The sequence below is a fragment of the Streptomyces sp. NBC_00876 genome, from assembly GCF_045207435.1.
In the GTDB taxonomy this organism is placed as follows: Bacteria; Actinomycetota; Actinomycetes; order Streptomycetales; family Streptomycetaceae; genus Streptomyces.
The window spans coordinates 4,754,693-4,780,292 of the sequence record NZ_CP108800.1 but is presented as its reverse complement, the minus strand read 5'-3'; the positions used below and the strand labels follow the sequence as shown (position 1 = coordinate 4,780,292).

Annotated in this window: 17 protein-coding genes; 6 read left to right on the top strand and 11 right to left on the bottom strand. The window is 71.1% G+C overall.

All coding sequences use genetic code 11. The features are described 5' to 3' along the window. The first annotated feature begins 42 nt into the window (after positions 1 to 42). The gene (locus tag OG782_RS20910; RefSeq protein WP_406453145.1) at positions 43 to 1,587 is read left to right on the top strand and encodes a PTS transporter subunit EIIC; all 1,545 of its coding nucleotides are present in this window, start codon (positions 43 to 45) and stop codon (positions 1,585 to 1,587) included. 66 nt (positions 1,588 to 1,653) lie between these two features. On the opposite strand, the gene OG782_RS20905 is transcribed toward OG782_RS20910, so the two are convergent. From OG782_RS20905 to OG782_RS20885, 5 genes are all read right to left on the bottom strand, one after another. After that, positions 1,654 to 2,259, bottom strand: a complete 606-nt coding sequence (locus OG782_RS20905; RefSeq protein WP_406453143.1) for a Uma2 family endonuclease — start codon at positions 2,257 to 2,259, stop codon at positions 1,654 to 1,656. A 119-nt stretch (positions 2,260 to 2,378) separates the two neighbouring features. Continuing rightward, positions 2,379 to 3,263: an EamA family transporter gene (locus tag OG782_RS20900; RefSeq protein ID WP_406453141.1), complete on the bottom strand. Its 885-nt coding sequence runs from the start codon at positions 3,261 to 3,263 to the stop codon at positions 2,379 to 2,381. 41 nt (positions 3,264 to 3,304) lie between these two features. Beyond that, positions 3,305 to 4,123: an inositol monophosphatase family protein gene (locus OG782_RS20895; RefSeq protein WP_406453139.1), complete on the bottom strand. Its 819-nt coding sequence runs from the start codon at positions 4,121 to 4,123 to the stop codon at positions 3,305 to 3,307. Between the two features lie 54 nt (positions 4,124 to 4,177). After that, entirely contained in the window at positions 4,178 to 4,423 is a 246-nt protein-coding gene (locus OG782_RS20890; RefSeq protein ID WP_406453137.1) for a hypothetical protein, read from the bottom strand. Then, positions 4,413 to 4,655, bottom strand: coding sequence for a hypothetical protein (locus OG782_RS20885; RefSeq protein WP_406453135.1), 243 nt, complete (start codon positions 4,653 to 4,655; stop codon positions 4,413 to 4,415). The genes OG782_RS20890 and OG782_RS20885 overlap by 11 nt, the downstream gene beginning before the upstream one ends. Positions 4,656 to 4,768: 113 nt before the next feature. Between OG782_RS20885 and OG782_RS20880 the strand changes: the two genes are divergently transcribed. Next, positions 4,769 to 5,611 carry a Scr1 family TA system antitoxin-like transcriptional regulator gene (locus tag OG782_RS20880; RefSeq protein WP_406453133.1) on the top strand — a complete coding sequence of 281 codons (843 nt, stop codon included), beginning with the start codon at positions 4,769 to 4,771 and terminating at the stop codon, positions 5,609 to 5,611. Further along, positions 5,592 to 5,858, top strand: a complete 267-nt coding sequence (locus tag OG782_RS20875) for a DUF397 domain-containing protein (protein ID WP_406453131.1) — start codon at positions 5,592 to 5,594, stop codon at positions 5,856 to 5,858. Before OG782_RS20880 ends, OG782_RS20875 begins: the two co-directional genes overlap by 20 nt. Positions 5,859 to 5,925: 67 nt before the next feature. Here the strand turns inward: OG782_RS20875 and OG782_RS20870 are convergent, their stop codons facing one another. Next, positions 5,926 to 6,396, bottom strand: coding sequence for a hypothetical protein (locus tag OG782_RS20870; protein ID WP_406453129.1), 471 nt, complete (start codon positions 6,394 to 6,396; stop codon positions 5,926 to 5,928). A 231-nt stretch (positions 6,397 to 6,627) separates the two neighbouring features. Then, positions 6,628 to 7,437, bottom strand: coding sequence for a hypothetical protein (locus OG782_RS20865; RefSeq protein ID WP_406453128.1), 810 nt, complete (start codon positions 7,435 to 7,437; stop codon positions 6,628 to 6,630). 376 nt (positions 7,438 to 7,813) lie between these two features. Here OG782_RS20865 and OG782_RS20860 point away from each other — a divergent pair, with 376 nt between their 5' ends. Beyond that, entirely contained in the window at positions 7,814 to 8,629 is an 816-nt protein-coding gene (locus OG782_RS20860) for a hypothetical protein (protein ID WP_406459178.1), read from the top strand. A gap of 70 nt (positions 8,630 to 8,699) precedes the next feature. On the opposite strand, the gene OG782_RS20855 is transcribed toward OG782_RS20860, so the two are convergent. After that, positions 8,700 to 11,642, bottom strand: a complete 2,943-nt coding sequence (locus tag OG782_RS20855) for an FG-GAP-like repeat-containing protein (protein WP_406453127.1) — start codon at positions 11,640 to 11,642, stop codon at positions 8,700 to 8,702. Beyond that, positions 11,642 to 14,212: a S8 family serine peptidase gene (locus tag OG782_RS20850; RefSeq protein WP_406453125.1), complete on the bottom strand. Its 2,571-nt coding sequence runs from the start codon at positions 14,210 to 14,212 to the stop codon at positions 11,642 to 11,644. Before OG782_RS20850 ends, OG782_RS20855 begins: the two co-directional genes overlap by 1 nt. Positions 14,213 to 14,623: 411 nt before the next feature. Here OG782_RS20850 and OG782_RS20845 point away from each other — a divergent pair, with 411 nt between their 5' ends. Continuing rightward, positions 14,624 to 18,907, top strand: a complete 4,284-nt coding sequence (locus OG782_RS20845) for a S8 family serine peptidase (RefSeq protein ID WP_406453123.1) — start codon at positions 14,624 to 14,626, stop codon at positions 18,905 to 18,907. Between the two features lie 167 nt (positions 18,908 to 19,074). Beyond that, positions 19,075 to 22,770 carry a S8 family serine peptidase gene (locus OG782_RS20840; protein WP_406453121.1) on the top strand — a complete coding sequence of 1,232 codons (3,696 nt, stop codon included), beginning with the start codon at positions 19,075 to 19,077 and terminating at the stop codon, positions 22,768 to 22,770. 37 nt (positions 22,771 to 22,807) lie between these two features. Here OG782_RS20840 and OG782_RS20835 read toward each other — a convergent pair whose 3' ends face one another. Together OG782_RS20835 and OG782_RS20830 are read right to left on the bottom strand one after the other, a co-directional pair. Then, positions 22,808 to 23,755 carry a helix-turn-helix domain-containing protein gene (locus OG782_RS20835; RefSeq protein ID WP_406453119.1) on the bottom strand — a complete coding sequence of 316 codons (948 nt, stop codon included), beginning with the start codon at positions 23,753 to 23,755 and terminating at the stop codon, positions 22,808 to 22,810. A 92-nt stretch (positions 23,756 to 23,847) separates the two neighbouring features. Beyond that, positions 23,848 to 25,524 (bottom strand): CocE/NonD family hydrolase, encoded by a 1,677-nt coding sequence (locus tag OG782_RS20830; protein ID WP_406453117.1) that lies wholly within the window; start codon positions 25,522 to 25,524, stop codon positions 23,848 to 23,850. Positions 25,525 to 25,600 lie beyond the last annotated feature (76 nt).

Below are 25,600 nucleotides of genomic sequence, written 5' to 3'. Positions count from 1 at the left end.
GCTCCACCTCCGCACCCCCCGCACAGCAAGGCACCACGCACCATGGCTACAGAAGACAAGAACCGCGCCACTGCCGCCGCGATCCTTCCGCTCGTCGGTGGCGCCGCGAACGTCAGCTCCATTGCCCACTGCATGACCCGGCTCCGGCTGGGTCTGCACGACAGTTCGCTCGTCCAGGACGAGGCACTGAAAGCCGTGCCCGCCGTCATGGGTGTGGTCGAGGACGACACGTACCAGATCGTTCTCGGTCCCGGTACGGTCGCCCGCGTCACCCCGGAGTTCGAGAAGCTCGTCGAGGAGGCCCGGGAATCGGCCCCCGAGACCACCGCGGCCGCTTCCGCCGCCCCGCTCACGGCGGAGGAACTGGCCGCGCAGGGCGCCGAGATGAAGGCGGCCAGGAAGGCGAAGAACGCCACGCCGTTCAAGCTGTTCCTGCGCCGGATCGCCAACATCTTCGTACCGCTGATCCCGGCCCTGATCGGCTGCGGCATCATCGCGGGACTCAACGGGCTGCTGGTCAACCTCGGCTGGCTGACGTCGGTGACCCCGGCCCTGGCGGCGATGGCGTCCGGCTTCATGGCGCTGATCGCGGTCTTCGTCGGCTACAACACGGCGAAGGAGTTCGGCGGCACGCCGATCCTCGGCGGTGCGGTCGCGGCCATCATCGTCTTCCCGGGCGTCGCGAACATCGAGGCGTTCGGCCAGAAGCTCTCCCCCGGCCAGGGCGGCGTCCTCGGCGCCCTGGGCGCCGCGATCCTCGCGGTGTACGTGGAGAAGTGGTGCCGTCGCTGGGTCCCGGAGGCGCTGGACGTCCTGGTCACCCCGACCCTGACGGTCCTCATCTCCGGCCTGGTGACGATCTTCGGCCTGATGTACGTGGCGGGTGAGATCTCCACCGCGATCGGTACGTTCGCCGACTGGCTGCTGTCCAACGGCGGCGCGGGCGCGGGTCTCGTCCTCGGCGGCTTCTTCCTCCCGCTGGTCATGCTGGGCCTGCACCAGGCGCTGATCCCGATCCACACCACGCTGATCGAGCAGCAGGGCTACACGGTCCTGCTCCCGATCCTCGCCATGGCCGGTGCCGGCCAGGTCGGTGCGGCCATCGCGGTCTTCTTCCGCCTCCCGCGCAACGAGTCGATCCGCCGGACGATCAAGTCCGCCCTGCCCGCGGGCTTCCTGGGCGTCGGCGAACCCCTGATCTACGGTGTCTCGCTGCCGCTGGGCCGTCCGTTCATCACCGCGTGCGTGGGTGGCGCCTTCGGCGGCGCGTTCGTCGGCTTCTTCAACCAGCTCGGCGACGCGGTGGGCTCCACCGCGATCGGCCCGTCCGGCTGGGCGCTGTTCCCGCTGCTGGACGGCAACCACGGCCTGGGCTCGACGATCGCGATCTACGCGGGCGGCCTGCTGGTCGGGTACCTGGCGGGCTTCCTCGCCACGTACTTCTTCGGCTTCAGCAAGGACCTGCTGACGGAGTTCAACGTCTCCCAGGAACCGGCCGCCTCCCCGGTCGCGGCCACCGGCCCGGCCACGCCCGCGACCGGCACCACCGGCCCGGACGCCACCGCGAAGGAACCCGCGGGGGTCTGACGGACCACGGAACAACGGAGACGGCGGCACCCCGGCGGGGTGCCGCCGTTTCCGTTGTTGTCCGCGTCAGACCGGGAAGGCGTCCGTGGCCAATGCGACGTCGAAGGGCACCGGCATGACGAGCGGCTTGCCGAACGGCACCGGGTCGGAGTGCTTGAACGTACCGTCCTCGTTGGGCTCCGTGAACAGCGTGGCCATGGGCCCCCGGGTGTCGAACCGGTCGATCAGCAGATACATCGGCACTCCGGCGCGGGCGTAGGCGCGGTACTTCTTCGTGCGGTCGTCGCGGGCGTTGCCCTTCGAGGTGATCTCGACGACGAGCAGCGCCTCGGAGGCATCCACCGGATCGCTGCTCTCGGAGTCGGCGGCATCGATCAACTCGGCCGGCATGACCACGAGGTCGGGCACGTACAACTTGTCGAGGGGTGCCACGTGCACCCCCAGGGTCTGGTAGATCCCCAGCTCGTCGGGCAGATTCGCGTAGAGACGGCGCTGCACCTTGTCGGCGATGCCGTTGTGATGCGCATGCGGCGGCGGTACCAAGACGATCTGCCCTTCGTCGATCTCGGCGCGCCACCCCTCGGGCACGTCCAGTTCCTGCCAGGTGCGCAGCAGGTAGTCCCACGGGCGGCCTTCAGAGTCCTGCTGGTTCTCGACCATCGCGGCGGTCATCGCGGGTCCCTTCTCCTGAAGCCTGTCCGGGGAGCGTAGATCGACAGTTTCGCGGCGCTGGGCCGCTTTCCTCAGCGTCCCACGATCGTGTGACCGGTGCACCGAACACCGCACGCTGTTCACCGGTCGGACGCGGCCGCCTCCACCGACCGGCCCCCCGCCTGCACGGTGACGAGGGCGATCCCCCCGCAGCACACCGCCAGCAGCAGGAGTTCGGCGGCCGACGGGGCGGAGGCGCTGCCCAGGGCCCAGTCGCCGAGCCGGACCGTGAAGGGCACCGCCAGTTGCACGGCGGCGGTGAAGACCGGGCCGCGGAGCAGGATCAGCCGGTGCTGTACGAGGTAGGCGGGCGCGTAGACCGCGGCGCCCAGCAGCACGATGCCGCCCGTCGCGGCCGGGGTCGGCGGGTGCGCGATGACCGCGGGCAGGGACATCGGGAGCAGCAGGCAGGTGGCGGCGGCGAGCAGCACCGGCAGGACGGCGAGCGGGGGCAGGGCCGACAGCCGTTGCCGGTAGAGGAATCCGTAGACGGCGAAGGCCACCGTCGCGGCCGCCACCAGCAGCAGCCCCACGAGGTCCAGGTCCCCGGCGTCGGCCCCCAGCGCCGCGTATCCGGCGGCCGCCGCGCAGGCCAGGGCCGCGCCCGCAACCTTGCGTGGCCCGGACCGCTCACCGAAGAACAGCGCGCCGACCGCCACCGACGCGCACGGCATCAGCGCGACCACGAGGTTGGTCAGCGAGGTGCCGATGCGCGGGATGGCCAGCAGCGTGCCGGCCGCGTACCCGGCGAAACCGAGCAGCCCCAGCAGCCATACGGTCCCCGGCCGGGCAGCGGCCCGGCGCAGATCGGCCCGCCCGCTCGCGGACGACGCGGCGACGACGGTCAGGACCAGGCAGCACACGGCGGTACGCCCGACCGCCACGGTCAGCGGTTCGGTCCCGGTGACCAGGGCGCCGGAGAGCAGCCAGGTCCCGGCGAGCAGCAGTACGAGAACAACCGGCATCGCCGGACGCCTTTCCACGAGGGGCAGGAACGGGGTGGGGATCAGCGCCCGTCCGGGGCGGCCTGCTTCCTCACCATCTCCAGCAACGCCTCGTGCGTCTCCCGGTCCGCCGCCGCGATCAGTCCGCCTGCTCCGGTGTACGGCGGCCGGCCGTGGATGTCCGTCACCACGCAGCCGGCGGCTTCGCAGAGCGCGATCCCGGCCGAGAAGTGCACGCTGTCGCGCAGGTCCCCGTCGGTGACGTACGCGGCCCTGCGGCCGGCGGCGACCCAGGCCACGGCCAGCGTGGTGGAGACGACGCGCGGCCGGAACCGCTCGGCGAACTCCGGGGCGGCGAGGAGCTGTACCGCCCGGAAGCCCGGCGCGCTGGGGAACGGCGCATCGAGATTGACGTCGACCAGCCGCGAACCGGCGGAGGGCTCCAGCTCCTCGTCCACGCCGTCCTTCCGGACACGGGCGTGCACTCCGTCGGTCCAGAACACCTCCCCGTTGAACGGGTCGGCCGACGCGGCCGCGGTGGTGTCGGGCCCCACCCGCAGGGCGACGTTCACCGCGACCAGCATGTTCCGCACGGCGTAGTTCAGCGTGCCGCACAGGGGATCGACCAGCCACCTGCGCCGCGCGCCGTCCGCGCCGGTGCGCCCGCTCTCCTCGCCCGTCACGGCGTCATCGGGCCGGGCCGTCCGCAGCACGTCGAGGATGGCCTCCTCGGCCGCGAGGTCCGCGGTCGTCGCGAAGTCACCGGCGGACTTCGCGATCCGGCTCAGCGTCGTCCCGTACATGTCGCGGACGACCGCCGCCCCCGCCTCCGCGGCCCGGACGGCCAGTTGCGCATCGCTTTCCGTGTCCATGCTCACCATGCCCGCAGGCTATCCGCGCCCCTCCCCACCCCGACACGGCCCCGCCCCGCAGCCTCACCGCGGCAGCTGCCCCTCCCGGTTGACCTCGGTCACCCTCGCCCGTAGCACCAGCCCCGGTGGCGCCGGGCGGACGAAATCGGGCGGGCAGTCCCATTCCGCGCCGCCACCCGGCGGCCGCAGCTGCACATACGGGCCGACCCGCCCCATCACCCGGCCCACCCGCCCGTCCCGCACGTCCAGGGCGAACGACCCCGGCTCCGGCGTACACGCCTCCAGCCCGCCGTCGCCCTCACCCGCCATGACCCGCCGCCTTCCCGTGCAGCAGCTGGCTCAGCCGCAGCGCCGTATCGAGGTTGCAGCGCCCCAGGTCGACCAGCGCTGCCGAATCGCTTGCCGCGCACGAGGCCAGGTCGATCCGCAGCGAGGGCAGGGTGATCCCGACCCCCGCGAACCCGTCCCGCAGCCGCGCCACAGCCTCCTCGGCCTCCCGCATTCTGCCCGCTGCCGCCCTGCGCCGTTCCGTAGTCGTCATGATCCATTCCTTCCACGCTGCGTAATGTCAATGCATACCCAGAGTGGTGATTCTCTCGTTAGCCTGGAAGAGGTGCAGTTCCAACAACCGCACGTGTACCACAGGGAGTTGTCATGCCAGGTCCCAGAAAGCTCGATCCCTCCTCCTCTCCTCGCGCCCTACTCGGTGCCGAACTCCGCCATCGGAGAGAGAATGCGGGCCTCTCCCAGACCGAGCTCGGCGCTCCGCTCTTCGTCAGCGGTTCGTTCGTCGGACAGCTGGAGTCCGGGGTCCGGCGGATGCAGATGGACCAGGCCGAGAAGTTCGACGAGATCCTGGGCGCGGACGGTTTCTTCGTACGGAACTGCGCGGCGCTGAAGAAGTCGAAGTACCCCGAACACTTCGTGGAGGCCGCCGAGGCCGAGGCCCGCGCGGAGGCCATCCGGGAGTACGCGCCTCAGCTCATCCCCGGCCTGTTGCAGACCGAGGCGTACGCGCGGGCGGTGTTCCGGGAGTACCAGCCGACCGCTGTCGACAGCGCCATCGACGAACTGGTGACGACCCGTCTGGAACGCGCCCAGCTCCTCACCGATCCAACAGTCCCCATGTTGTGGGTCGTGCTGGACGAGGCGGTATTACGCCGGAGGGTGGGCGGTCCCGAAGTCATGGCGGCGGCACTTCGGCATATCGCGGGACTGGCCAGGCAACACCGAATCGTCGTCCAGGTCCTGCCTTTCTCGGAAGGCGCCCACGCCGCACTGACCGGCCCGCTCAAGCTGATGTCCTTCACCGACGCACCCCCACTCGCATACGTCGATGGCATGGGCATCGGCCACTTGCAGGACGATCCAGCCACGGTCCGGCAGTACCAACTGACTTACGATCTGGTGACGGCCAGCGCGATATCACCGGCAGCGTCCCTGGCCCTGATCGAGTCGGTGGCGGAGGATTACGACCATGAAGCTCAGCGGTTCTGAATACGACCTGTCCATGGCGACCTGGCACAAGTCCTCGTACAGCGGGGGCGACGGCGGCAACTGCCTTGAGGTCGCCACCTGGCGCAAGTCCACCTACAGCGGCGGGAGCGGCGGCGACTGCCTCGAAGTGCTCGACGGTGTCCCCGAGGTCGTCCCCGTCCGCGACTCCAAGGTGACCGGCGGCCCCGCGCTGGTGTTCCGCGCGGCCGCCTGGCAGTCCTTCGTCGCCGGCCTCAAGCGCGGCTGAACCGGTCTCACCACTCGACCGGGCCCGGGGCTTGAGCCCCGGGCCCGTCCCGTTCTGCCGGGGCCGACTAGCCGACCCACTCCAGGGCCCACTCGGGCGCACCCTCACCGGCCAGCGTGGCCCGGTCGCCGCGCGCGGTGAGCGAGCCCGCCTGCGGCACCTCCTTGAGACGCAGGGCGATGGGCCCGCGGTCGTCCGGACCCTCGACCAGCCACTGGTCCGGGTTGGAGTCGCACGGGGTCTCCGACACGGCCGGCGGGAAGATCCTCACCGGTGACAGCCCCAGGCACTGGTCCGCCTGTCGCACCGGCCTGAACTGCACCGCGCCATCGGGCAGGTTGACGAGCCGCCACGCAGCGTCGATGCCGCCGCAGTCGCCGAGCCGGCCGCCGAAGGGGCCGCCGCCGGCGTTCAGGCAGGCGCCGCTCCGCGTGCTGTGGATGAGGTAGACGCCGTCGTCAGCGGCCTGTGACGGGGTGGCCAGCGCCACGACCGCGACAGCGGACGCGGCCAGGGAAAGGATCGCGCGAATACGCACGGGACTCCTCGGTCAGACGTGAGGGGGGTGGGAGCGCGGGCCGTGTGATCCGCGTCACCCCCAAGATCACAAACCGTCGGGGTCCTGAGCCACCGCCACCACACCAATGGCCGCGGCGTACTGGCAGCAAACCGGCGCACCGGCTCCGTGACGCGCGCCCGGCCATGCGGCCGAACCCCCGCACGCGAAAGACCCGGTGGGCTCAACCACCGGGCCTTCGGTCCAGCTTCACTACCGCGCGAACGTGACCCTCTTGAGCGTGGGCTGACCCACCCGCACCGTGTCACCGGCCGAGGCGATCTGCGCCGTGGTGCCGGTGCCGTCGAAGAACCAGCGCCAGGCGCCCGCCGATGTCGCGGTCACCGTGGTGCTGAGCTTTCCGCTGGTGCCGGTCTTCACCGTCTTGACCGTCGTGTACGAGCTCGCACCGGCCTTCTTGAACTGGAGCTTCACCGACTGCCCGGTGTAGCCGTAGTACTTCAGGTCCTCCCAGTTGGCCCGCGCGAGCTTTCCGGTGATCTTGAACTTCTCTCCCGGGCGCACCTGATCGGGCGCGGCATCGGTCACGAGGGTCGCGGCACGCTTGACCCGGTACAAGGCGATGCGGTCGGAGATCCAGTAGTCGCGGTCGTTGGCGTTGACCGTCGCGCTCACCGACCAGGTCCCCGCCATCTCATCGGCATCGTCCGACGAGTAGCCGTGCATCCACTCCGGGACGATGCTCATCATCGCCGTGCAGACCGACGTGGTGGCGCTCTTCTTCTCGCACGTCACGGAGTCCATCTGCGCGATGCCGATGCCGTTGGCGATGTTGTACGTGTCGACGCTGCTCACGTACTTGACGCCCGAGTTGTCCTTGATCGTCATGGCGATCGGGTATCTGACGGTCTTCGACGTCCCCACGATGACGTTCGTCCCGTGGTCGACCACCGTGCTGATGACCCGGATGTCGCCCCGCCCCTCGGCGTGTGCGGTCGTCGTGGTGACGAGCGCCAGTGCCGCGGCCCCCACCGCGACAGCCACGCCTCTTGTCCTGCGCATGAGTCCTGCTTTCTCTCTCCCCGCCCCAATCGCGGTGCGCCGGAGCGTACAACAGTGCGCATGCGCGGAATCCGAGGGGTGCGGCACGGCCCGGGGCTCAAGCGTCGAGATCCGAGCGCTCTTTCAGCGGAAGGGGTGGCGGGATTGAATGCCCACCCACCCTCCCTGCCTGGCGGGTTGACTTCTCGCGATCGACTTGCGACGGACCGTAGCGACGCTCTAGCGTCAGCCGGGACACGACGGCCCCCGCCGGTGCGCAAACACCGAGCAGGGGCCTGACCACTTCGATCGCTAGAAGGCCGATCTCATGGCTGTCAGCCAGCTTAGTGCTGCCTCTGTACCCCCGTACGTGCCCGCGCCCACGCTCGACCACCCGATGGCCAACCCCGGGTACGGCAAGCGTTCCGCGCCGGACCAACGCCCGCGCACGGGCCACGACTTCGTCCATCTCCTCCCCCGTGACGCCGCCATCGCCGCCTACATCGACGGTCTGTGCGACGGCGCCGACATCTCCGTGAAGACCCTGGCCAAGGCGCTCCCGTACGGGCAGTGCGCGCTGCGGACCACGCTCAACCGGCTCCAGGCGGCAGGACATCTGCGCCGGGGCAGTGAGTGCGTGGCGACGGAGGAGGCGCTGCTGTGGGTGACCCGGACGTTCTTCTCCCGTACCGCACGCGACGACGAGTGGTGGGCGGCCTTCACCCGGGGTGACGTACCGCCGGAGCCCCAACGCTCCACCCGCTCACGGGCGTTCATCCTGCTGGCCGCGCTCGGGCGCACCACGCCCGCGCTGACGCTGTCCCAGGCCAGCTGTGTGGAACTCGAACCGCAGGTCGGCGAGTGGTTAGAGCGTGGCGCCACCGAGGCGGAGATCCTGCACGCGCTGACCGAGGGACTGCCGGTACGGGTCCATCACGCCGCCCGGTTCGTCGGACGCAGGCTGCTGGACAAGCTGCCGCCCCTCCGTATCGCTCCCGTCCGCCAGGTCGTCCTGCGCACCCTGGAGTGCAGCGAGTGCCGGGCGCCCGGCAGCCCGGAGGCGATGCCGGGCGGGGTCTGCGGGGCCTGCCGGGGCACAGCGGATGAGGCGCCCAGAGGCCCGGAGGGCGCCGTGCCCGTACAGGGTGTGCGGGCACGGATGAGCGCGGTGCGGGCGGGGCTGGTGCCCCGGGCGGAGCGGACCCACCGGTGAAGGCCCCGGAACGGCCGCAGGCCCCCGCGTCCTGGGGGACGCGGGGGCCTGCACCGGTGATGTGCGTCGGTCAGGGAGCGTCGATCGTCGCCACGATCGTCTGGCGCATCGCGGAGAACGGCGCGGAGTAGCCGCCGCCTTGGAGCGCCGTCGTACGGTCCATGCCGTACTCGTCGAAGTTGAGCGACACGATCTCGTCGACGCCGTCACCGTTCAGGTCGGCGACGTGGATCTCGTCGCCGCCCATCGCCTGGACGTCGGCCACGCTGTACGGGTAGTCGTTTCCTGCGGTGAGGATCGAGGGGTCGTACGTGCTGGCGCCGCCGAGCTCGCCCGAGACGATGATGCGCTTGCCGCCGGGACCGTTCGCGAAGGCGGCCGTGTGCGAGTCCGCGATCGTGTACACCCGTGAGTCCTGGCCGTTCGGCCCGAAGGTACGCAGGGAGACCCTGCTGACCATGGTCAGACCGTCGGGACCGGTCAGCCAGCCGGTGAGGCCCCACGGGCCGCCGTCGGCGCCTTCGTGGAGCAGCTCACCCGTGCGACCGTCCCGGATCTGCATCATGGTCTTCAGGGCGCCGGTGGCGTCCTCGACGAACGCGGTGAAGACGACCGCGTGCCCGTCCGCGTAGGGAATGCCGGGCGAGGCGAACGTACCGGCCCGCAGCGGGGCGCCGTAGATGACGCCGTCCGTCGCGGACCCCGTCTTCGGAGTGACCGCCCAGTCGAGGGTGCCGGTCCTGGCGTTCAGGGCGACACCACCGGCCACGCCGGGCTGCATGGAGCCCACGTCGCCGGTGTGCGAGGCGTACTGGGCGTAGAGGTGGCCGTCGGCGACCGAGACGTCCGCGAAGACGACGTCACCGGCGGACGCCGGGGCGCCGTACTCCCACAGCTTCTTGCCGCTGCCGTTGTAGACGCGCACCTTGTCGGTGGCCACGAGGATCTCGGCCTTGCCGTCACCGTTGACGTCGGCGGCCTGCGCCGAACGGACGAACTGACCCTGGCCGTCGATCGTGGTGAGGACCTTGCCCGTACGGGAGTCCAGCACCGCGGTCGCGGAGTCGGCGGCGACGATCGTCTCGTCCCGCTTGTCGCCGTTGACGTCGGCCTTCACGAGCCCGTGCACCTGGCCGGGCACGGTGGCCGTCCACAGCTGCTTCGGCGTCCCCGACACCATCGACGGGCCGTCGTACGCGAAGACGCCGTTGGACACACCGCCGACGATCAGGTCCTGCTTCTTGTCGCCGGTGATGTCCGTGGACACCGCCGAGCTGACCGCGGAACGCAGCGGGAGGAGGTTCTCCTGCTTGCCGCTGCCCAGGTTGTACGTGCGGATGTTCTCGTTCGTGTCGACCGTCCGCAGCCGCCAGCCGCCGTTCTTGCGGAACGGCTGTGCCCACATCTGCGAGGTGACCAGGCCGCGCTGCTCCCAGCGCACCGAGCCGTCCTTGCCGGACAGGACTGCGAGGCGGCCGTAGCGGCCTGCGGCGCGGTTCTCGGCCATCTCGTAGCCGGCGTCGTCCTTGTACGAGGCGACGACCTTGCCGTCCACCACTTCGAGACCCCAGGCGCCGCCACCGTCATGGCCGTTGGCCTCGTCACGCTTGACCGTGCGCGACCACAGCTCACTGCCGTCGTCGCCGTTGACGGCGCGCACGGTGTTGGAGTTGATGTACAGCGCGGCGTCCAGCGTGGACTCGCTGACCGTGTACTCCGGCTTGGAGCTGCCCTGGAGGTCACCGATCACCAGGTCGATCGGCAGTGCGTTGATCCGACGGTCGACGGTGGTGCGGGTGCCGTCGGACAGCGCGTACGAGGCGAGCTCGTAGGCGACGCCCTCGTTCGGGTCCGACTGCTCCAGCGCGACGATGCTCTTGCGGGCCGCGTCGTAGTGCAGCTGCCGCGAGTAGAGGCGGTTGGTGGCCTGCCACTTGACGCTGCCGTCCGCGGTGTCGAGCACCAGGGTGTGACCGGACGGATCGGTGGTGGCGCTCAGCTTGCGCTGGTCCCAGGAGGCGGCGATCAGCCCGTCGCCCAGCGGCTCCAGGCTCGCCCAGCTCGCACCGAGGAAGGCGCCCGCGTCGTACGACCAGGTGTCGGCGGGGGTGAGCGCGCCGTCGGCGTACGAGAAGCGGATACCCGTCAGCGTGGTCTTCGAGTCCTGGGGCGCGTTCAGGTTCAGGTACGGCGAGTCCGCGAGCACCAGGGTCTTGCCGACCAGCTTGATGTTGTAGACGCCCGTGTAGAGCTTGGTCCACAGCGTCTTGCCGCTCTTGCCGTCCAGGACCGTCACGAAGGTGCCGGTCGGCAGCTTCGAGTCGGGGGACGTGAACGGGCGGTAGGGGTAGGCGCCGACGCTCGCGGTGAAGACCACGTCGTCCACACCGTCACCGGTCAGGTCACCGGTGGTGTAGCCGTTGTCGGAGGCCACGGTGAAGGGGCCGACCGCGTTGGAGCCCATGACGATGCGCGCCGGGTAGGGCTCGGTCTGCCACGGACGAACGTTCGTGATCTTCCAGTCGGCGTACAGCGAGGCGTTGTCGCGCCGCCACACCTCCTTGCCGTCGGCGGACCGCCGCTGGACGGGGCCGAGCGCGTCGAGGGCGAAGTAGTCGCCGTTCGCACCCGCCACCGGGGCGGTCGCGACCATCCCGAAGTCGCCCTCCACGGACGACTTCTTGGTGACCTTCCAGGTGCCTGCCGCGTCGGCGGTGGCGCCGTCGAGCGACGAGCCGCTGCCGCTGCCGCCCGTCGTGCCTGTGGACGGTGCCGTGGCCGCGTCCTCACGGGTGCCCACGTGCTGCGGGTCGTAGGCCTGACCCTCGGCGTCGCCGTAGGGGTTCAGCTGCGCACGCGCGGAGAGGTCGGCGGCCTGGCTGTCCGTGAGCGTCAGCAGACCGTTGCTGTTGTCGGCGTCGGCGGCGAGCGCGGCCGGGGCGGCGCTCAGCACCAGTCCGGCGGCCACCAGCATGGAGGCGAGGCGTACGCCTCTTCGGTTGATGTTCCTCATCACGCGGCCTTCGGGAAGAAGCGGATCGCGGAGGCGTCCTTGAGGACGGTCTCGTTGAAGGAGTACTGGAGGGCGTCCGTGCCGGCCTGGTTCTCGATGCCGATGGTCGCGGAGGAGCCCTTCTGCGTCGCCTTGGTGCCGATCCCCTTGTACTGGAGGGTGATCGTGCCGGTCGCCTCGTCGAAGACGGCCTCGAAGCTGAGGCGCACCGAGGTGTCGGAGACGAGCGCGGCGTTGTTCCACACGATGGCGAAGGTGCGGTGGCCCGCGGCGCCCGTCGTGGTGGTCTGGACGCTGGACTTCTTGTCGATCGTCAGGTCGTCCCAGAAGGCGGCGACGACGCCGTTGGGCTGGGCGGCGGCGGGCAGCGCGGTGTTGGCGTAGTCACCGAGGCGCGGCGACAGGAAGTTCACCAGACCGTTGGTGGTGATGTTGGCGCTGGTGTAGGAGACGCCGTAGTAGTTCACGGGGAACGGCAGGGCGACGCCCTTGGCGTTCTCGTCACCGCTCAGGGCGACGTTCGTCTTCCCCGAGACCCAGCCGTACGCGGCGGGCGTGCAGGAGTACGTACCGGCGGCGTCGGTGCGCGGCGGCAGCGAGGCCGACACGGTCTCGTTCCCGTCGACGGTGAACGCGCCGGTCCAGTCGCCGTTGCACAGCACCGGGGCGGCGGGCTTCACGGTCAGGTGGAAGGAGCCCTCGGCGACGGACGGGAAGGTGTACGTGCCGTCGGTGCCGGTGGTGACCGCGTCCAGGGGCGCGTCGGCGAACTGCACCTTGGCGCCCTTGAGGGGCTTGCCGGTGACGTCCAGGACCGTGCCGGAGACGCTGTGGCGGGCGACCGCGTCGAGCGCGACGTCGAGCGACTTGGTCTCGCCGATGCCGACCGTCACCGTGTCGGTGCGGGACGCGTAGCCGTAGCCGGTCGTGGTGACCGTGTACGTGCCGGCGGGCAGGTGCAGCTGGTAGCTGCCGTCGGCGACGGTGGTGACCGTACGCGTGATGTCGCCGTTCTTCGCGGTCACGGTGGCGGTCACGGCCTTGCCGGTGGCCCGGTCGGTCGCGGTGCCGGTGATGGTGCCCGCGGTGTGCGGGGCGGCGTCGACGGAGGCCAGGATGTCCAGCTTGCCGCTGCCCCAGACGTTGTTCATCGCCGCGGTGCCGCCGCAGTGGGTGTCGTCGACGTCCGCGGAACCCTGGTCGAGCAGGGCGCGGGTCTCGTCGATCTTGCCGATGAGCGAGGGGGCCGCGGACCACAGCAGGGCGACGGCGCCCGCGACGTGCGGGGTCGCCATCGACGTACCGGAGATGGAGTTGTACGAGTTGCCCGGCCAGGTGGAGCGGACGTTGACGCCCGGGGCGGAGATGTTCGGCTTCATCGAGCCGTCGAAGACGGAGGGGCCGAAGCCGGAGAAGTCGGCGATCTTCCCGTTGACGTCATAGGCGCCCACGCCGTAGGAGTCGGCCTGCGAACCGGGCGCGTGGCCGGTCGAGCAGGTCGCGCCGTCGCCGTCGTTGCCCGAGGCGAAGGCCTCGAAGATCCCGGCCGCGTTCCACGCCTTCACGATGTCCTGGTAGAAGTTCGTGTCACCGCCGCCCCAGGAGTTGTTGACGATGTCGGGCGCCATATCGGGCTTCGGGTTCTGCCCGTTGTGGTCGGTCGGCGCGAGGATCCACTGGCCGGCGGCCAGGAGGGAGGAGTCCGAGCACTCCCTGGCCTCGCAGCCCTTGGCGGCTATCCACTTGGCGCCGGGGGCGACGCCCACGCCGTTCTGGCCGACCATGGTGCCCATGGTGTGGGTGCCGTGGCCGTTGTTGTCGCAGGGGGCACCGGTGGTGCACTGGCCGGTCGGGTCGAAGAAGTTGTAGTCGTGGCTGAAGGTGCCGTTGCCCAGGTTGCCCCGGTAGTTGCCCACCAGATCCGGGTGGTCGTACTGCACACCCGAGTCGACGTTGGCGATGACGATCCCGTCACCGCGGTCGTTGTACTGGTCCCAGACCTGATCGGCCTTGATGTCCTTGACGCCCCACTCGGGGGTGACCTCGGTGGCACCGGAGTCCGCGTCGGTCTTCGTGCCGGGCGTCGTGGAGGACTCCAGCTCGTCGAGCGCGTAGCGCTGCTCCTTGACGATGCTCGCGACATCGGACCGCGCGGCGAGCTCGTCCACGAGCTTCTGGTCACCGGTCACCTTGACGGCGTTGGTGATCCAGAACGACTCGTGGCCGACCTTCTTCTTGTCGAGGAAGGACGCCAGGGACTTCTGCGAGGTGCCCGCCTCGGCCCGCAGCGCGGAGAAGGCGGACTTGGCCTTGTCCTTGTGCACGCGCTTGCCCCGGGCGGCGGACAGGTCGGCCTTCTTCTTCATGACAACGAAGAAGGTCGACTCCTTGCCCTTGCCGACAGCGGCACGCAGAGCGGAGTCGACCTTGGCGGCCGGGGCGGGGGTCGCGGTGGACCCGGATCCGGTGACGGCGACGGCGGACGGCGCCGAACCGAGCACGGCCAGGGCCGTGAACGCGGTCGCCGCCCATGCGACGCCGCGGCGCCGGGGGCTTCTGGGTGGGTACATGAAGGGGAGCTCCTACCGGGAGAGGTGCGCTGCGACCCGGCCGGACCTCCGGAGACCGGGGGAGGCACCGCAAGCACGGCCAGGTTGGTGCGAGAACCTACGAGGAGCCCGTTACTGAGGTATTACTGACCGCCTGGCGGCGCCCGGCACAGGACTGTGCCGGGCGGCCGGCCCTGGTCCCCACCCACCCTCCCTGCCCGGCAGACTGACCTTCCGGGCGGGGCTGGTCCCGCGGGCAGACCGCACCCGCCAGTGACACCCGGGCGGGACCGCCCTCGCCGGTAACGCCCTGCCCCGTCTCATGGCGGCTCTACGACATGTCGAATTGTCGCCACCTCCATCTGGTGCGCGGGGTCCGTCCGACTCTGTAGACCCGGGGAGCACACCCACCCCGGAAGGAGCAGGACAACCATGTCCCGCAAACCAACCCCCGCCAGACGACGGCTCACCGCTGCCGTCCTCGCAGCAGGGCTGACCGTTCCTCTGCTGGGCCTGTCCGCCCTGCCCGCCCAAGCGGCGCCTGTGCCGGGTCCGTTGGGCGCTGCCGTGCCCGACGTACCGAAGCAGCCCCTCAAGTCCGATCGGGACAAGCTCGGTTCGCACGACCGCACCCTTCTCCAGAAGGCCGAGAGCAAGAAGGCCGCCACGGTCACCGTGCTGCTGGCCACCGATCGCGGTGACACGGCCGACGTGCGCCGCCGCGTCACCCAGCTCGGCGGCACCGTCGGCGAGGTCACCGACAAGCTCGGTTACGTGCGCGCCACCGTACCCACCGGCAAGGTCACCGAGCTGGCCGCGCTGTCCTCGGTGCGCGCCGTCGACCTGAACGAGACGTTCAAGATCCCCGACCCGTCACCGGTCACCGGTGAGGACCGGAAGCAGGACCACTCGTCCGGCACGGGGAGCAGCAGCACTCCCGCCGCGCCCGGCAAGGGGACCCCTGCCGACAACCCGTATCTGCCCACCGGCGAGACGGGCGCCACCGACTTCACTTCCGCGCACCGCGACTGGGACGGGCGCGGCGTGACCATCGGCATCCTGGACACCGGCGTGGACGCCGCGCATCCGGCGCTGCAGAAGACCACGACCGGCGAGCCGAAGATCAAGAACTGGGTCACGGCGACCGATCCGCTCACCGACGGCGACCCGACATGGCTCCAGATGAGCCGCAACGTCACCGCCACCGGAGGCACTTTCCGTTTCGGCGGCGTGGACTACAAGGCGCCGGACGGCACGTACGAGTTCCAGACCTTCGCCGAGAGCACGACGTACGGCGGCGAGCTGGGCGGCGACGTGAACCGCGACGGCGACTACAAGGACACCTTCGCCGTCCTCTACCGGCCCGCCGACCACCGCGTGTGGGTCGACGCGGACCTCGACCACACCTTCGGTGACGGCGATGTCGTCGAACCGTACGCGAAGAGCGGGAAGTTCGCCTCGTTCGGCACGGACGACCCCAGCACACCCGTCGCCGAGTCGATGCCGTTCACCGTCGAGTACCGCGACGACGTGGACCTGTCGCCGCTGGGCGGCGGCAACGCCGGCAAGAGTGCCGACTACGTGAACATCGGCATCGTCGCGGGCGCGCACGCCACGCACGTCGCCGGGATCAGCGCGGGCAACAGCCTGTTCGGCGGGAAGATGAACGGCGCCGCGCCCGGCGCGCAGATCGTCTCCGAGCGGGTGTGCCTGTTCGCGTCCGGCTGCACCGCGTACGCACTCGCCGAGGGCATGATCGACGCGGTCGTGAACCAGCACGTCGACGTCGTCAACCTGTCGATCGGCGGACTGCCCGCCCTCAACGACGGCAACAACGTGCGGTCCGTCCTCTACAACCGGCTCATCGACGACTACGGCGTCCAGATCGTGTCATCGGCCGGCAACGACGGGCCGGGCATGAACACCGTCGCCGACCCCGCCGTCTCCGACAAGGTGCTCGCGGTCGGCGCGTCCGTCAGCAAGGACACCTGGTGGGCCGATTACGGCTCCAGGGTCCGGGCCTCCCAGTCCCTGTTCCCGTTCTCCGCGCGCGGACCGCGCGAGGACGGCGGCATGAAGCCGGAGATCGTCGCCCCGGGCGCCGCGGTGTCGTCCATACCCACCTGGATGCCCGGCGAGGGCGTACCCGACACCGGCTATGAACTGCCCGCCGGATACGGCATGTTCAACGGTACGTCGATGGCGTCGCCGCAGGCGGCGGGCGCTGTCGCGCTGCTCCTGTCGGCTGCTCGGCGCTCCGGTACGAAGGTGACGCCGGCCGCGCTGCGCACCGCGCTGACGAGCTCGGCGACGTTCCTCGCCGACCAGCCCGCGTACGCGCAGGGCGCGGGGCTCATCAACGTCCCGAAGGCGTGGAAGCTGCTCGCGAAGGGCGCCGAGCCGACGTCGTACACCGTCAACGCCCCCGTGTGCGGGGCGCTCGCCGGAATGCTCGCCACCCCGAAGTCCGGCACCGGCGTGTACAACCGGTGCTCCCCCGGCGACGGCGGCCAGACCACCGGCGACACCAAGGCGTACGACGTCCGGCTGACCCGTACCGGCTCCGGCAGCGGTGTCGCGCTGCTGTCGTGGCTGGGCAATGACGGCACGTTCAGCGCCCCGCCCGTCGTGCTGCTCGGCAAGGGCAAGGAGACCACCGTCACCGTCCGCGCGCGGACCGGCTCCACCGGTGCGCACTCGGCGCTGCTGCGCGTCGACGACCCGACGACCCCCGGCGTCGACAAGCTCGTCCCGGTCACCGTCGTGGCCGCCGCCGACCCGGCGAAGTCCTCTTACACGGTCAGCGCCAAGGGATCGGTGGACCGCAACCAGACACGTTCGGTGTTCGTGTCCGTGGCCGAGGGCGCCTCGGCGCTGAAGGTGGACCTGAGCGGGATCGCGGGCGACAGCCAGACCCGGTTCCTCGCCATCGACCCGCAGGGCATGCCCGTGGACGCCACCGCCGTCAGCCTCTGCTACACGAACTTCTCGGACGCCGGGACGTGCGACCCCGCCTCGCGCACCTACGAGCAGCCGATGCCCGGCATCTGGGAGTTCGAGGTGGAGGCGCGGCGCACGTCGCCCGTCATGGAGAACCCGTACCGGCTGAGCGCGTCCGTTCAGGGTGCCACGTTCGACCCGGCGTCGTCCGTGGTCGCCGAGGCCGCCCTGCACGCGCCCACCGAGCAGGCGTTCACCGCCGTCAACCGGTTCGCCCCGGTGACCGCGCACGCGGCCGGCGGCTCGCTCGGCGCCCTGTCGCAGGCCCGGCCCACCGTCGCCTCCCAGGCGATGACCGGCAAGCAGATCACGGTGCCGCGCGACGCGACCCGCCTTGAGGTCGTACTGGGCAACGCCTCCGACGAGGACGCCGACCTCGACCTGTACCTGGTCGCCCAGTCCGGAGCCCTGGTCGCCTCGTCCACCCACGGCGGCTCGCGTGAGTCGCTGACCATGAAGAACCCGAAGCCCGGCTACTACTTCCTGTACATCGCGGGCACCGACGTGCCGTCCGGTTCCACCGAGTTCGACATCCAGGACACGATGTTCTCGAAGTCGCTGGGTGCGGTGACGGTGGACGACGAGAAGCCGGTGAAGGTGGGCACCGGACAGTCCATGAAGATCGCCGGGCGTCTCGTCGCGGACACCGCGCCGCCGGCCGGCCGCCGTCTGGTCGGCCGGTTCTCCCTGGCGAACGACGCGGGAACGACGCTGGGCAGCGCGGACGTGCTGCTCGGCAACGTCACCGTGCCGTCCCTCGACGTCACCGGGTCCTTCGGCCCGGCCAGCGGCTTCGGCTTCAACGACCAGGGGCAGGTGTCCGGTTCGGCGCAGGTCTCAGGGGTCACCCGGCCGGTCCGCTGGGACGCCGAGCACGGCGTCACGCTGCTCGACAACACCGGGGTGCGCAACGGCAGCGCCCTGGGCCTGAGCCAGTCCGGTGCGTACACCACGGGTCAGGTGACGCTGACGGGCGGCGGCACCCGCGGCGCCGTGTGGGACGCGGACGGCAAGCTCACCACGCTCCCGCTGCCCGACTGGGAGGAGTACAGCTTCGACCGCGGCTTCGCGGTCGATGACGCCGGTACCGTCGTCGGCAACGCCACCGGGTACATCAAGAACCCCGCGACCAGCGGCAACATGCAGGTCAACGACCCGTTCATCTGGTCCGCGAAGGACGGGTTCCGCAAGCTGAACCACCTGACCGACTCGCGCACCCTGACCGAGCCGCTCGCGCTCAACGAATCCGGTGTCATCGTCGGCCACTCGTACAAGGCGGGCGCCCGCCACGCGGTGAAGTGGAGCGTGGACGGTTCGGTCACCGACCTGGGCACGCTGCCCGGCATGGCCGACAGCACCGCCCGGGGCGTCAACGCGTCCGGTGTGATCGTCGGCAAGAGCGGCGACGACGCGTTCGTCCTGAAGCCGGGCGGCACCATGACCCGGCTGCCCGACCTGGGCTTCGACGCCCAGGCGCTGGCGGTGAACGACGCCGGCTGGATCACCGGCACCGCCGAGCTCGAGCCCGACGCCGAGACGGCCGTGCTGTGGGACCCGCAGGGCCGGATGTACGACATCGGCGCCATGGTGGACCGCAAGCACTGGGCACCTCTGGAGGGCCTCGGCATCAACAACCGGGGCGAGGTGGCGTTCTACGCCAGCGATCTGACGGACGGGGGCTCGACGAAGATCGTCGTCGCCAAGCTGCCGTCCTGACCGTGTCCTTCCCGGCTGCCCGCGTGCGCGGGCAGCCGGGGAGGCACCTCCGCTCACCCGGCCGGCGTCCGTCAGCCGGGGAACCTCAACGTCCGGTTTTCGCCATGGCGAGAACTCGACACCGTCCACCGGTACGCAAGGTGTTCCGCACCGGATAGACCGTTCCCATGCAATCCATACCCAGACGCCGCTACCTACCCGCCGCCACCGCGCTCACCATGGCGCTCATCGGGTGGGGATCGGTCTCCGCTCCGGCGGCCGACGCCGATCCGGCCGCCGGGACCGGGGCCAGTGCACCGGCCGGCAAGTCCTACGACATCACCCTCGTCACCGGTGACCTCGTGCACTACACCGACCTGCCCGGCAACCACGACATCGTGACCGTGGACCCCGCCGACGCGGGCTCCGACGGCGTCGAGGTGCAGACCCGCGGCGACGACACGTACGTCATCCCGCGCCAGGCCATGTCGCTGCTCGCCGCCGGGAAGCTCGACGAGCGGCTGTTCAACGTCACCGGCCTGGTGGCGATGGGGTACGACGACGCGCACACGGACACCGTCCCGGTGATCGCGACCGCGCCGGCCGCCGCCCGCTCGGCGAAGACCAGGGCCGCGACCCCGGCCACGCCCACCGGTGCCGAGTCGGTCCGCACGCTCCCCTCGATCCACGCGAAGGCGCTGCGCGCCGACAAGGGCCGGGCCACGTCGTTCTGGAAGGGCATCGCGGCGGGATCCGACCCGAAGTCCCTGTCGGGCGGCATCGGCAAGCTGTGGCTCGACGGCAAGGTCGAGGCCTCGCTCGCCACCGAGACCGCGCAGATCAAGGCCACGGATGCCTGGCAGCAGGGCCTGGACGGCAAGGGCGTCAAGGTCGCCGTGCTCGACACCGGCGCGGACCTCGACCACCCGGACCTCGTCGGGCAGGTCGACGCCACGGCGAGCTTCGTGCCCGGCCAGAGCGTCGACGACGGCAACGGCCACGGCACGCACACCGCCTCCACCATCGCCGGTACCGGAGCCGCCTCCGGCGGCAAGGAGAAGGGCGCGGCCCCGGGGGCCCGCCTCCTGGTCGGCAAGGTGCTCGGCAACGAGGGCACCGGCGAGGAGTCGTACTCGATCGCGGGTATGGAGTGGGCCAAGGCGCAGGGCGCGGACATCGTGTCGATGAGCCTCGGCACCCCTGACGGGTCCGACGGCACGGACCCCACGTCGCAGGCCGTGAACGAGCTCTCCGCGGACGGTGGTCCGCTGTTCGTCATCGCGGCGGGCAACGCCTACGACCCGGGCACCATCGGCTCCCCGGGCGCCGCCGCCTCCGCGCTGACGGTGGCCGCGGTCGACAAGAACGACGACCGCGCCGCGTTCTCCAGCCAGGGCCCGCTGATCGGCACGCACAACCTCAAGCCGGACGTCTCCGCGCCCGGCACGGACGTGTCCGCCGCCGCCTCGCAGTCGGTGCCGGGCTGGACGGGCGGCCTGTACCGGACGATGAGCGGAACGTCGATGGCGACGCCGCTCGTCGCGGGATCGGCCGCGATCCTCAAGGAGCGGCACCCCGACTGGAGCGGCGAGCGCATCAAGAACGCGCTGATGTCGACGTCGGACAAGACCACCGAGACGCCGTACGCGGCGGGCACCGGCCGGGTGAACGTTGCCTCGGCCGTCAGCTCCACCATCGAGGCGACGGGCTCCGTGGAGGCAGCCTCCTACGACTGGCCGAACGCCGACGCGAAGACGGCGACCCGCACGGTCACCTACCGCAACGAGGGCGACGCGGACGTCACGCTGGCCCTCGCCCTCGACACGGCCGCCGACGCGTACACGCTGTCGCGGTCCTCGGTGACGGTCCCGGCGCACGGCACCACCGAGGTGACACTGACCCTCGACGCGTCGAAGGTCCCCGCGGGCACCACGTTCTCCGGCCAGGTCGTCGCCACGGACACCACGACCGGTCAGGCGGTCGCACACACCGGCTTCGCCCTCTTCAAGGAGGCGGAGATGTACGACTACACCATCAAGCTGACGGGCCGGGACGGGAAGCCGCAGTCCGGCAACGTCACGCTGCACACGGCGGACTCCACCGACGCCGCGGTCATCGCCGTCGACGGCGAGAAGACGCTGCGTCTGCCGCCCGGCCGCTACACCACCACGTCCTACGCCGAGGTGCCCGGCGACAGCGCCGACTCGCTCGGCCAGGCGCTGCTGATCTCGGACGAGGCCATCCTCGGCGACGGCCACTCGTCCGGCACCGCCGACCTGGACGCGACGAAGGTGCGCAAGGCGTACGCGGTCCCGGAGCGGGAGAGCGAGGAGACGCAGGCCGTCTTCAACCTCCAGCGCACCTACGACGCCGGCGCGGGCCTCAGCTGGTCCACCTCCTGGCTGGTGGCCGGTAAGTACGACTCGCTGTACCTGGCACCGACGAAGAAGGTGTCGGACGGTTCGATGCGCGCCTTCCTGCACTGGCGGCTGCGGCAGAAGGCCCTCGACGCCGAGACCGGCACCGGGCGGGACATCGAGCTGACGCCGCAGCCGAACACCGCGTACCACGACGGCTCGTCGACCCTGCGCACCGTGTACGCGGGCCGGGGCGCGGCAGCCGACTACACCGGCCTCGACGTGCGCGGCAAGGCCGTGCTCGTCGACCGTAGCGACGACGTGACCGCAGCCGGGCGGGCGCAGGCAGCCGCCGACGCGGGCGCGGCGCTGCTGGTCGTCGTCAACGACACCCCGGGGCGCCTGTACCAGAGCTACGGCAGCGCCGCCGCCGGGCTCACCGTCGCCTCCGTGCGGCAGGGCGACGGCGCACGTCTGGTCTCCGAGGCGAAGTCGGGGAAGGGCCGGCTGCGCGTGAAGCAGCAGCAGTACCCGGACTACACCTACGACCTGGTGCAGCAGTTCAAGGACGTCATCCCGGACAAGTCCCTGGCGTACAAGCCGGACGACCACGATCTGGCCCGCGTGAACAACAGCGTGTACGCGGCGCCGGGCACCCTCGGCTACGGCGGGCGCTACTTCATCCCGGCATGGGGCGCGGGACTGGGCGGTGACGGCTACGAGAAGTGGTCGCGGACGACGACGGAGTACGTCACGGGCGGCACCACCGCCGTCGGGTCCTGGTACGAGCAGCACACCGGACTCGGTGCGGCGGACGGCTTCTTCGAGCGCGGGTCGACGGACTCGTACACCGGGGGCCGCCGCTACGACGCCGCCTGGTTCAAGCCGGTCCAGGCCGCACGCCTGGGCGACACGTACGTCCCCTTCCAGACGATCAGCACCCTGAGCTGGAACGTCGCGATGTGGTCCGGCAGCAGCGACGGCACCCACGTCGGGGCCGGCGGCGGCACCAAGCAGACCACGCTGTACCGCGGCGACACCCAGCTGGCCACGTTCAAGGCCCAGTCGGGCCGTGCGTCCAACCTGCCGGCGGGCTCGTACAAGCTCGTCGCGACGGGGCAGCGCACCAACGCCGCCTGGCCCGGCACCACGAGCACGAGCACCACGTGGGGCTTCGACTACAAGCCGCTGCCGACAGGCCGTGCCAATGTGCCGATGCTGAACCTCGGCTACGACGTCGACACGGATCTGCAGGGCACGGCCAGGGCGGGCAAGCGCCTCACCCTGGGCCTGCGCTCGGCGACGTACGACGGGGCGACCGCTGCCACGTCGGCCACCCTTCAGGTCTCGTACGACGACGGGGCGACCTGGCGGGACGCCAAGCTCAAGCGGGCCGGTGACGGCCGCTGGACGACGGTCCTGGACACGCCGCGCGCCGCGAAGTCGGTGTCGCTGCGGGCCGCGGCCGGGGCGCCGGGCGGGCTGACGATCGGCCAGGACGTGATGCGGGCGATCACCCTGAAGTAAGCGGGGCCGAGATCAGGGTGGGTGTGGCCGAGGGGGGTCACACCCACCCGTGCTGTCCGGCGTACCAGCCCAGCTGGAGCCGCGAGGTCGCACCGGCGTGGGACATCATCAGCTGGATGCGGCGCTGCACGGTACGCGCCGAGAGCCCCACCTGCGTGGCGACGGCGGTGTCCGTGAGCCCGGCGAGCAACAGCCGCAGAATGTGCGCGTCGACCGGGTCGATGCCGGCGCCCGCCGCCTCCTGGTAGGGGCTGCCGCGCTCCCACACCTGCTCGAACAGTTCCCGGGCCATGTGGGCGAGCCCGCCGCGCAGCACGACCGCCGGGTCGACGTCGGCGTCCCGCCCGTGCAGGGGCAGCATCGCCACGGATTCGTCGCAGAGGATCAGCTTGTACGGCACTTCGGTGACGGTCCGCACCTGGACCCCGTCGGCCAGGGACTGCGCGACGTTCTCCGCGGCGCCCGGTTCGCGCAGGAAGCCCTGGTCGATGACGGCCCGCACCCGCACGTCGCGGGCGATGGCCGTCACCTCCTCGCTGTCCGCCGGGGTGACCGCCTGGGGCCTGCCCGCCGAGAAGATGTCGATGGTGCGGCGTGCGGACAGCTGCAACTGGCGGTAGCGGGTGCCGATGGCCTCGCCGCCCTCGACGATCTCCACGAGTTCGCGCTGGGCGCGGTCCGCGGTCGCCATGCGGTACGTCTCCGTGAGCCGCGCCACCGTCACCTCGGCGCGCTGCAACCGCTCGCGGTGCGCTGCGAGCTCGGCGCCCAGCGCGACGGCCGGGGGCGCCGCGGAATACCGGTGCCCGTCGACGGCGCGGACGACGAGGCCACGGGCCACCAGGGAGCGCAGTGCCGCACCGGCCCGTCCGGCGGGCAGACCGGCGGCCTCGCCGATCGCTTCCGCCCCGGCCGACGGCTGAGCGATCAGCATCTGGTAGACGGCCGCTTCATCCGGCACGATCCCGAGCTCGTCGAGTTCCATGCCCCGCCCCTCCGCTGTCCGGTGACCATCGGGGCACCGGGTGCATGGTACGCCCGAGCGTGTCAGCCGTGCGGTGCTGGATCATGGCGGGATCAGCCGTACGGCAGCACCAGGCCGGAGTCCGCGTGCAGGGTGATCCGTACCGGTACGAACTCCGTCGCCTCCGCCCGGGGTTCGCCCGTTCCCGGGTTGCGCGCATACCGCGGGTGCGCGCCCGCGCTGATCTGCCAGCGGATGCGGTGGCCCGCGGCGAAGCGGTGGGCGGTGGCGCCCATGGAGACCGTGACGTGCGCGGGCTCCCCTTCCGCGGTGCGCAGCTGGGCGAGTCCGTCGCAGACGTTGACGGAGCGGCCGTCCTCGTCCACGTCGCACAGCCGGGTGAAGACGTCCGCGAATCCGGTGTCCGTGGCCGCGCCGATCCGCGCGGTGACCTCGCCGAGGACGGTGACCGGCTCGGTCAGGACCGGGCCGGTGAAGGTCGTGACGTCCTCCCTCGCCTCCAGCGTGCGGTTGTCGCGGACGCCCGCGGTACGGGAGAGGAGCGGGCCGCCGAGCGAGGGGGTGGGGGCGTCGGGGTCGTAGCGGAAGGACGTCAGGGGTACGGCGTCGGTGGGTGCCTGCCGGGTGAGGTGGCCGTCGGCGGTGGGGAACCACGAGGTGGTGGCCGGGGAGAGCGGCCATTCGGCGAGGTCCTGCCACGCCGCGTGCGCACCGCTCGTGTGGACGCGTACGGGGGTGGGCCGCAGGCCGGAGGGGTCGTCGCACAGATGGGCGCGGAGCCAGGACAGGGACTCGGCGAACACCTCGGGCCAGCCCTTCTGCAGGGCCGAGGTGTGGGTCCAGGGGCCCACCAGCAGGGAGGCGTCCCAGCCCGCCCGGCGCAGCCGGCCGTACTGCTCGAAGGTCTGGCCGGCCAGGGCGTCGTGCCAGCCGGTGATCAGGGCGGTGGGGACGTTCGCCCGGTCGGCCGCCTCGCCGGCGGAGGCGCCCTGCCAGTACGGGTCGTCCGCGTCCGGGTACGTCATCACCGCGTCCAGCCACGGCACTTCGCCGCCGAGCGCGTTCGCGTACGACCCGCGCAGCGGCTGCGCGGTGACGAGGTCGCTCATGTGGCGCTGGAGGCGCAGGGTCGCCTTGATGAAGGGCCCCATGCCGCGGTGCTGGTGCGTCATGCCGGAGCCGACCAGGAGCGCGTTCTCCAGGTGCAGCGCGCCGTCGGTGTGGAAGAGGGCGTACGGGTCGTGCAGGCCGACCTGGACCGCCATGGCCTTCAGCTCCGGCGGCGGGTCCAGGGCGAGCGCCCACTGGGTGTAGCCGAGGTAGCTGGGCCCGGTCGTGCCGAGGCTGCCGTTGAACCAGGGCTGGTCGCGCAGCCAGGCAACGGTGGCCAGGCCGTCGGCGGCCTCGTTGCGCCAGAGGTCGAAGGTGCCGCCCGAGCCGCCGGTGCCGCGGCAGCTCTGGAGGACCACGTGGAAGCCCTGTTCGGCGAAGAGCATCCCGTACTGGGGGGACCACGGCACGCCCCGCCCGTAGGGCGAGCGCACGAGGAGGGTGGGGAAGTCGCCCTCCGTACGGGGGAAGTAGTGGTCCGTGATCAACGGGCTGCCGTCGGCGGCCGGAACCGTCAGCCCCGGCTCCCAGCCCACCTTGTGCCGGGCGGCGGGAAGTCCCCGCCAGCTGGCCCGCATCAGCCGTGCGGACAGGGGCGGCTTCGCGGACGACGGCGTCCAGGCGGGCCTCGGCAGGGCGTCGTGCGTGGGTGATGTCATCGTTCGCCTCCATCGCTCAGAGCATTCTCGTACTGTGTACGAGAATAGACGATGCTTGGATGACTTCGACAGGAGG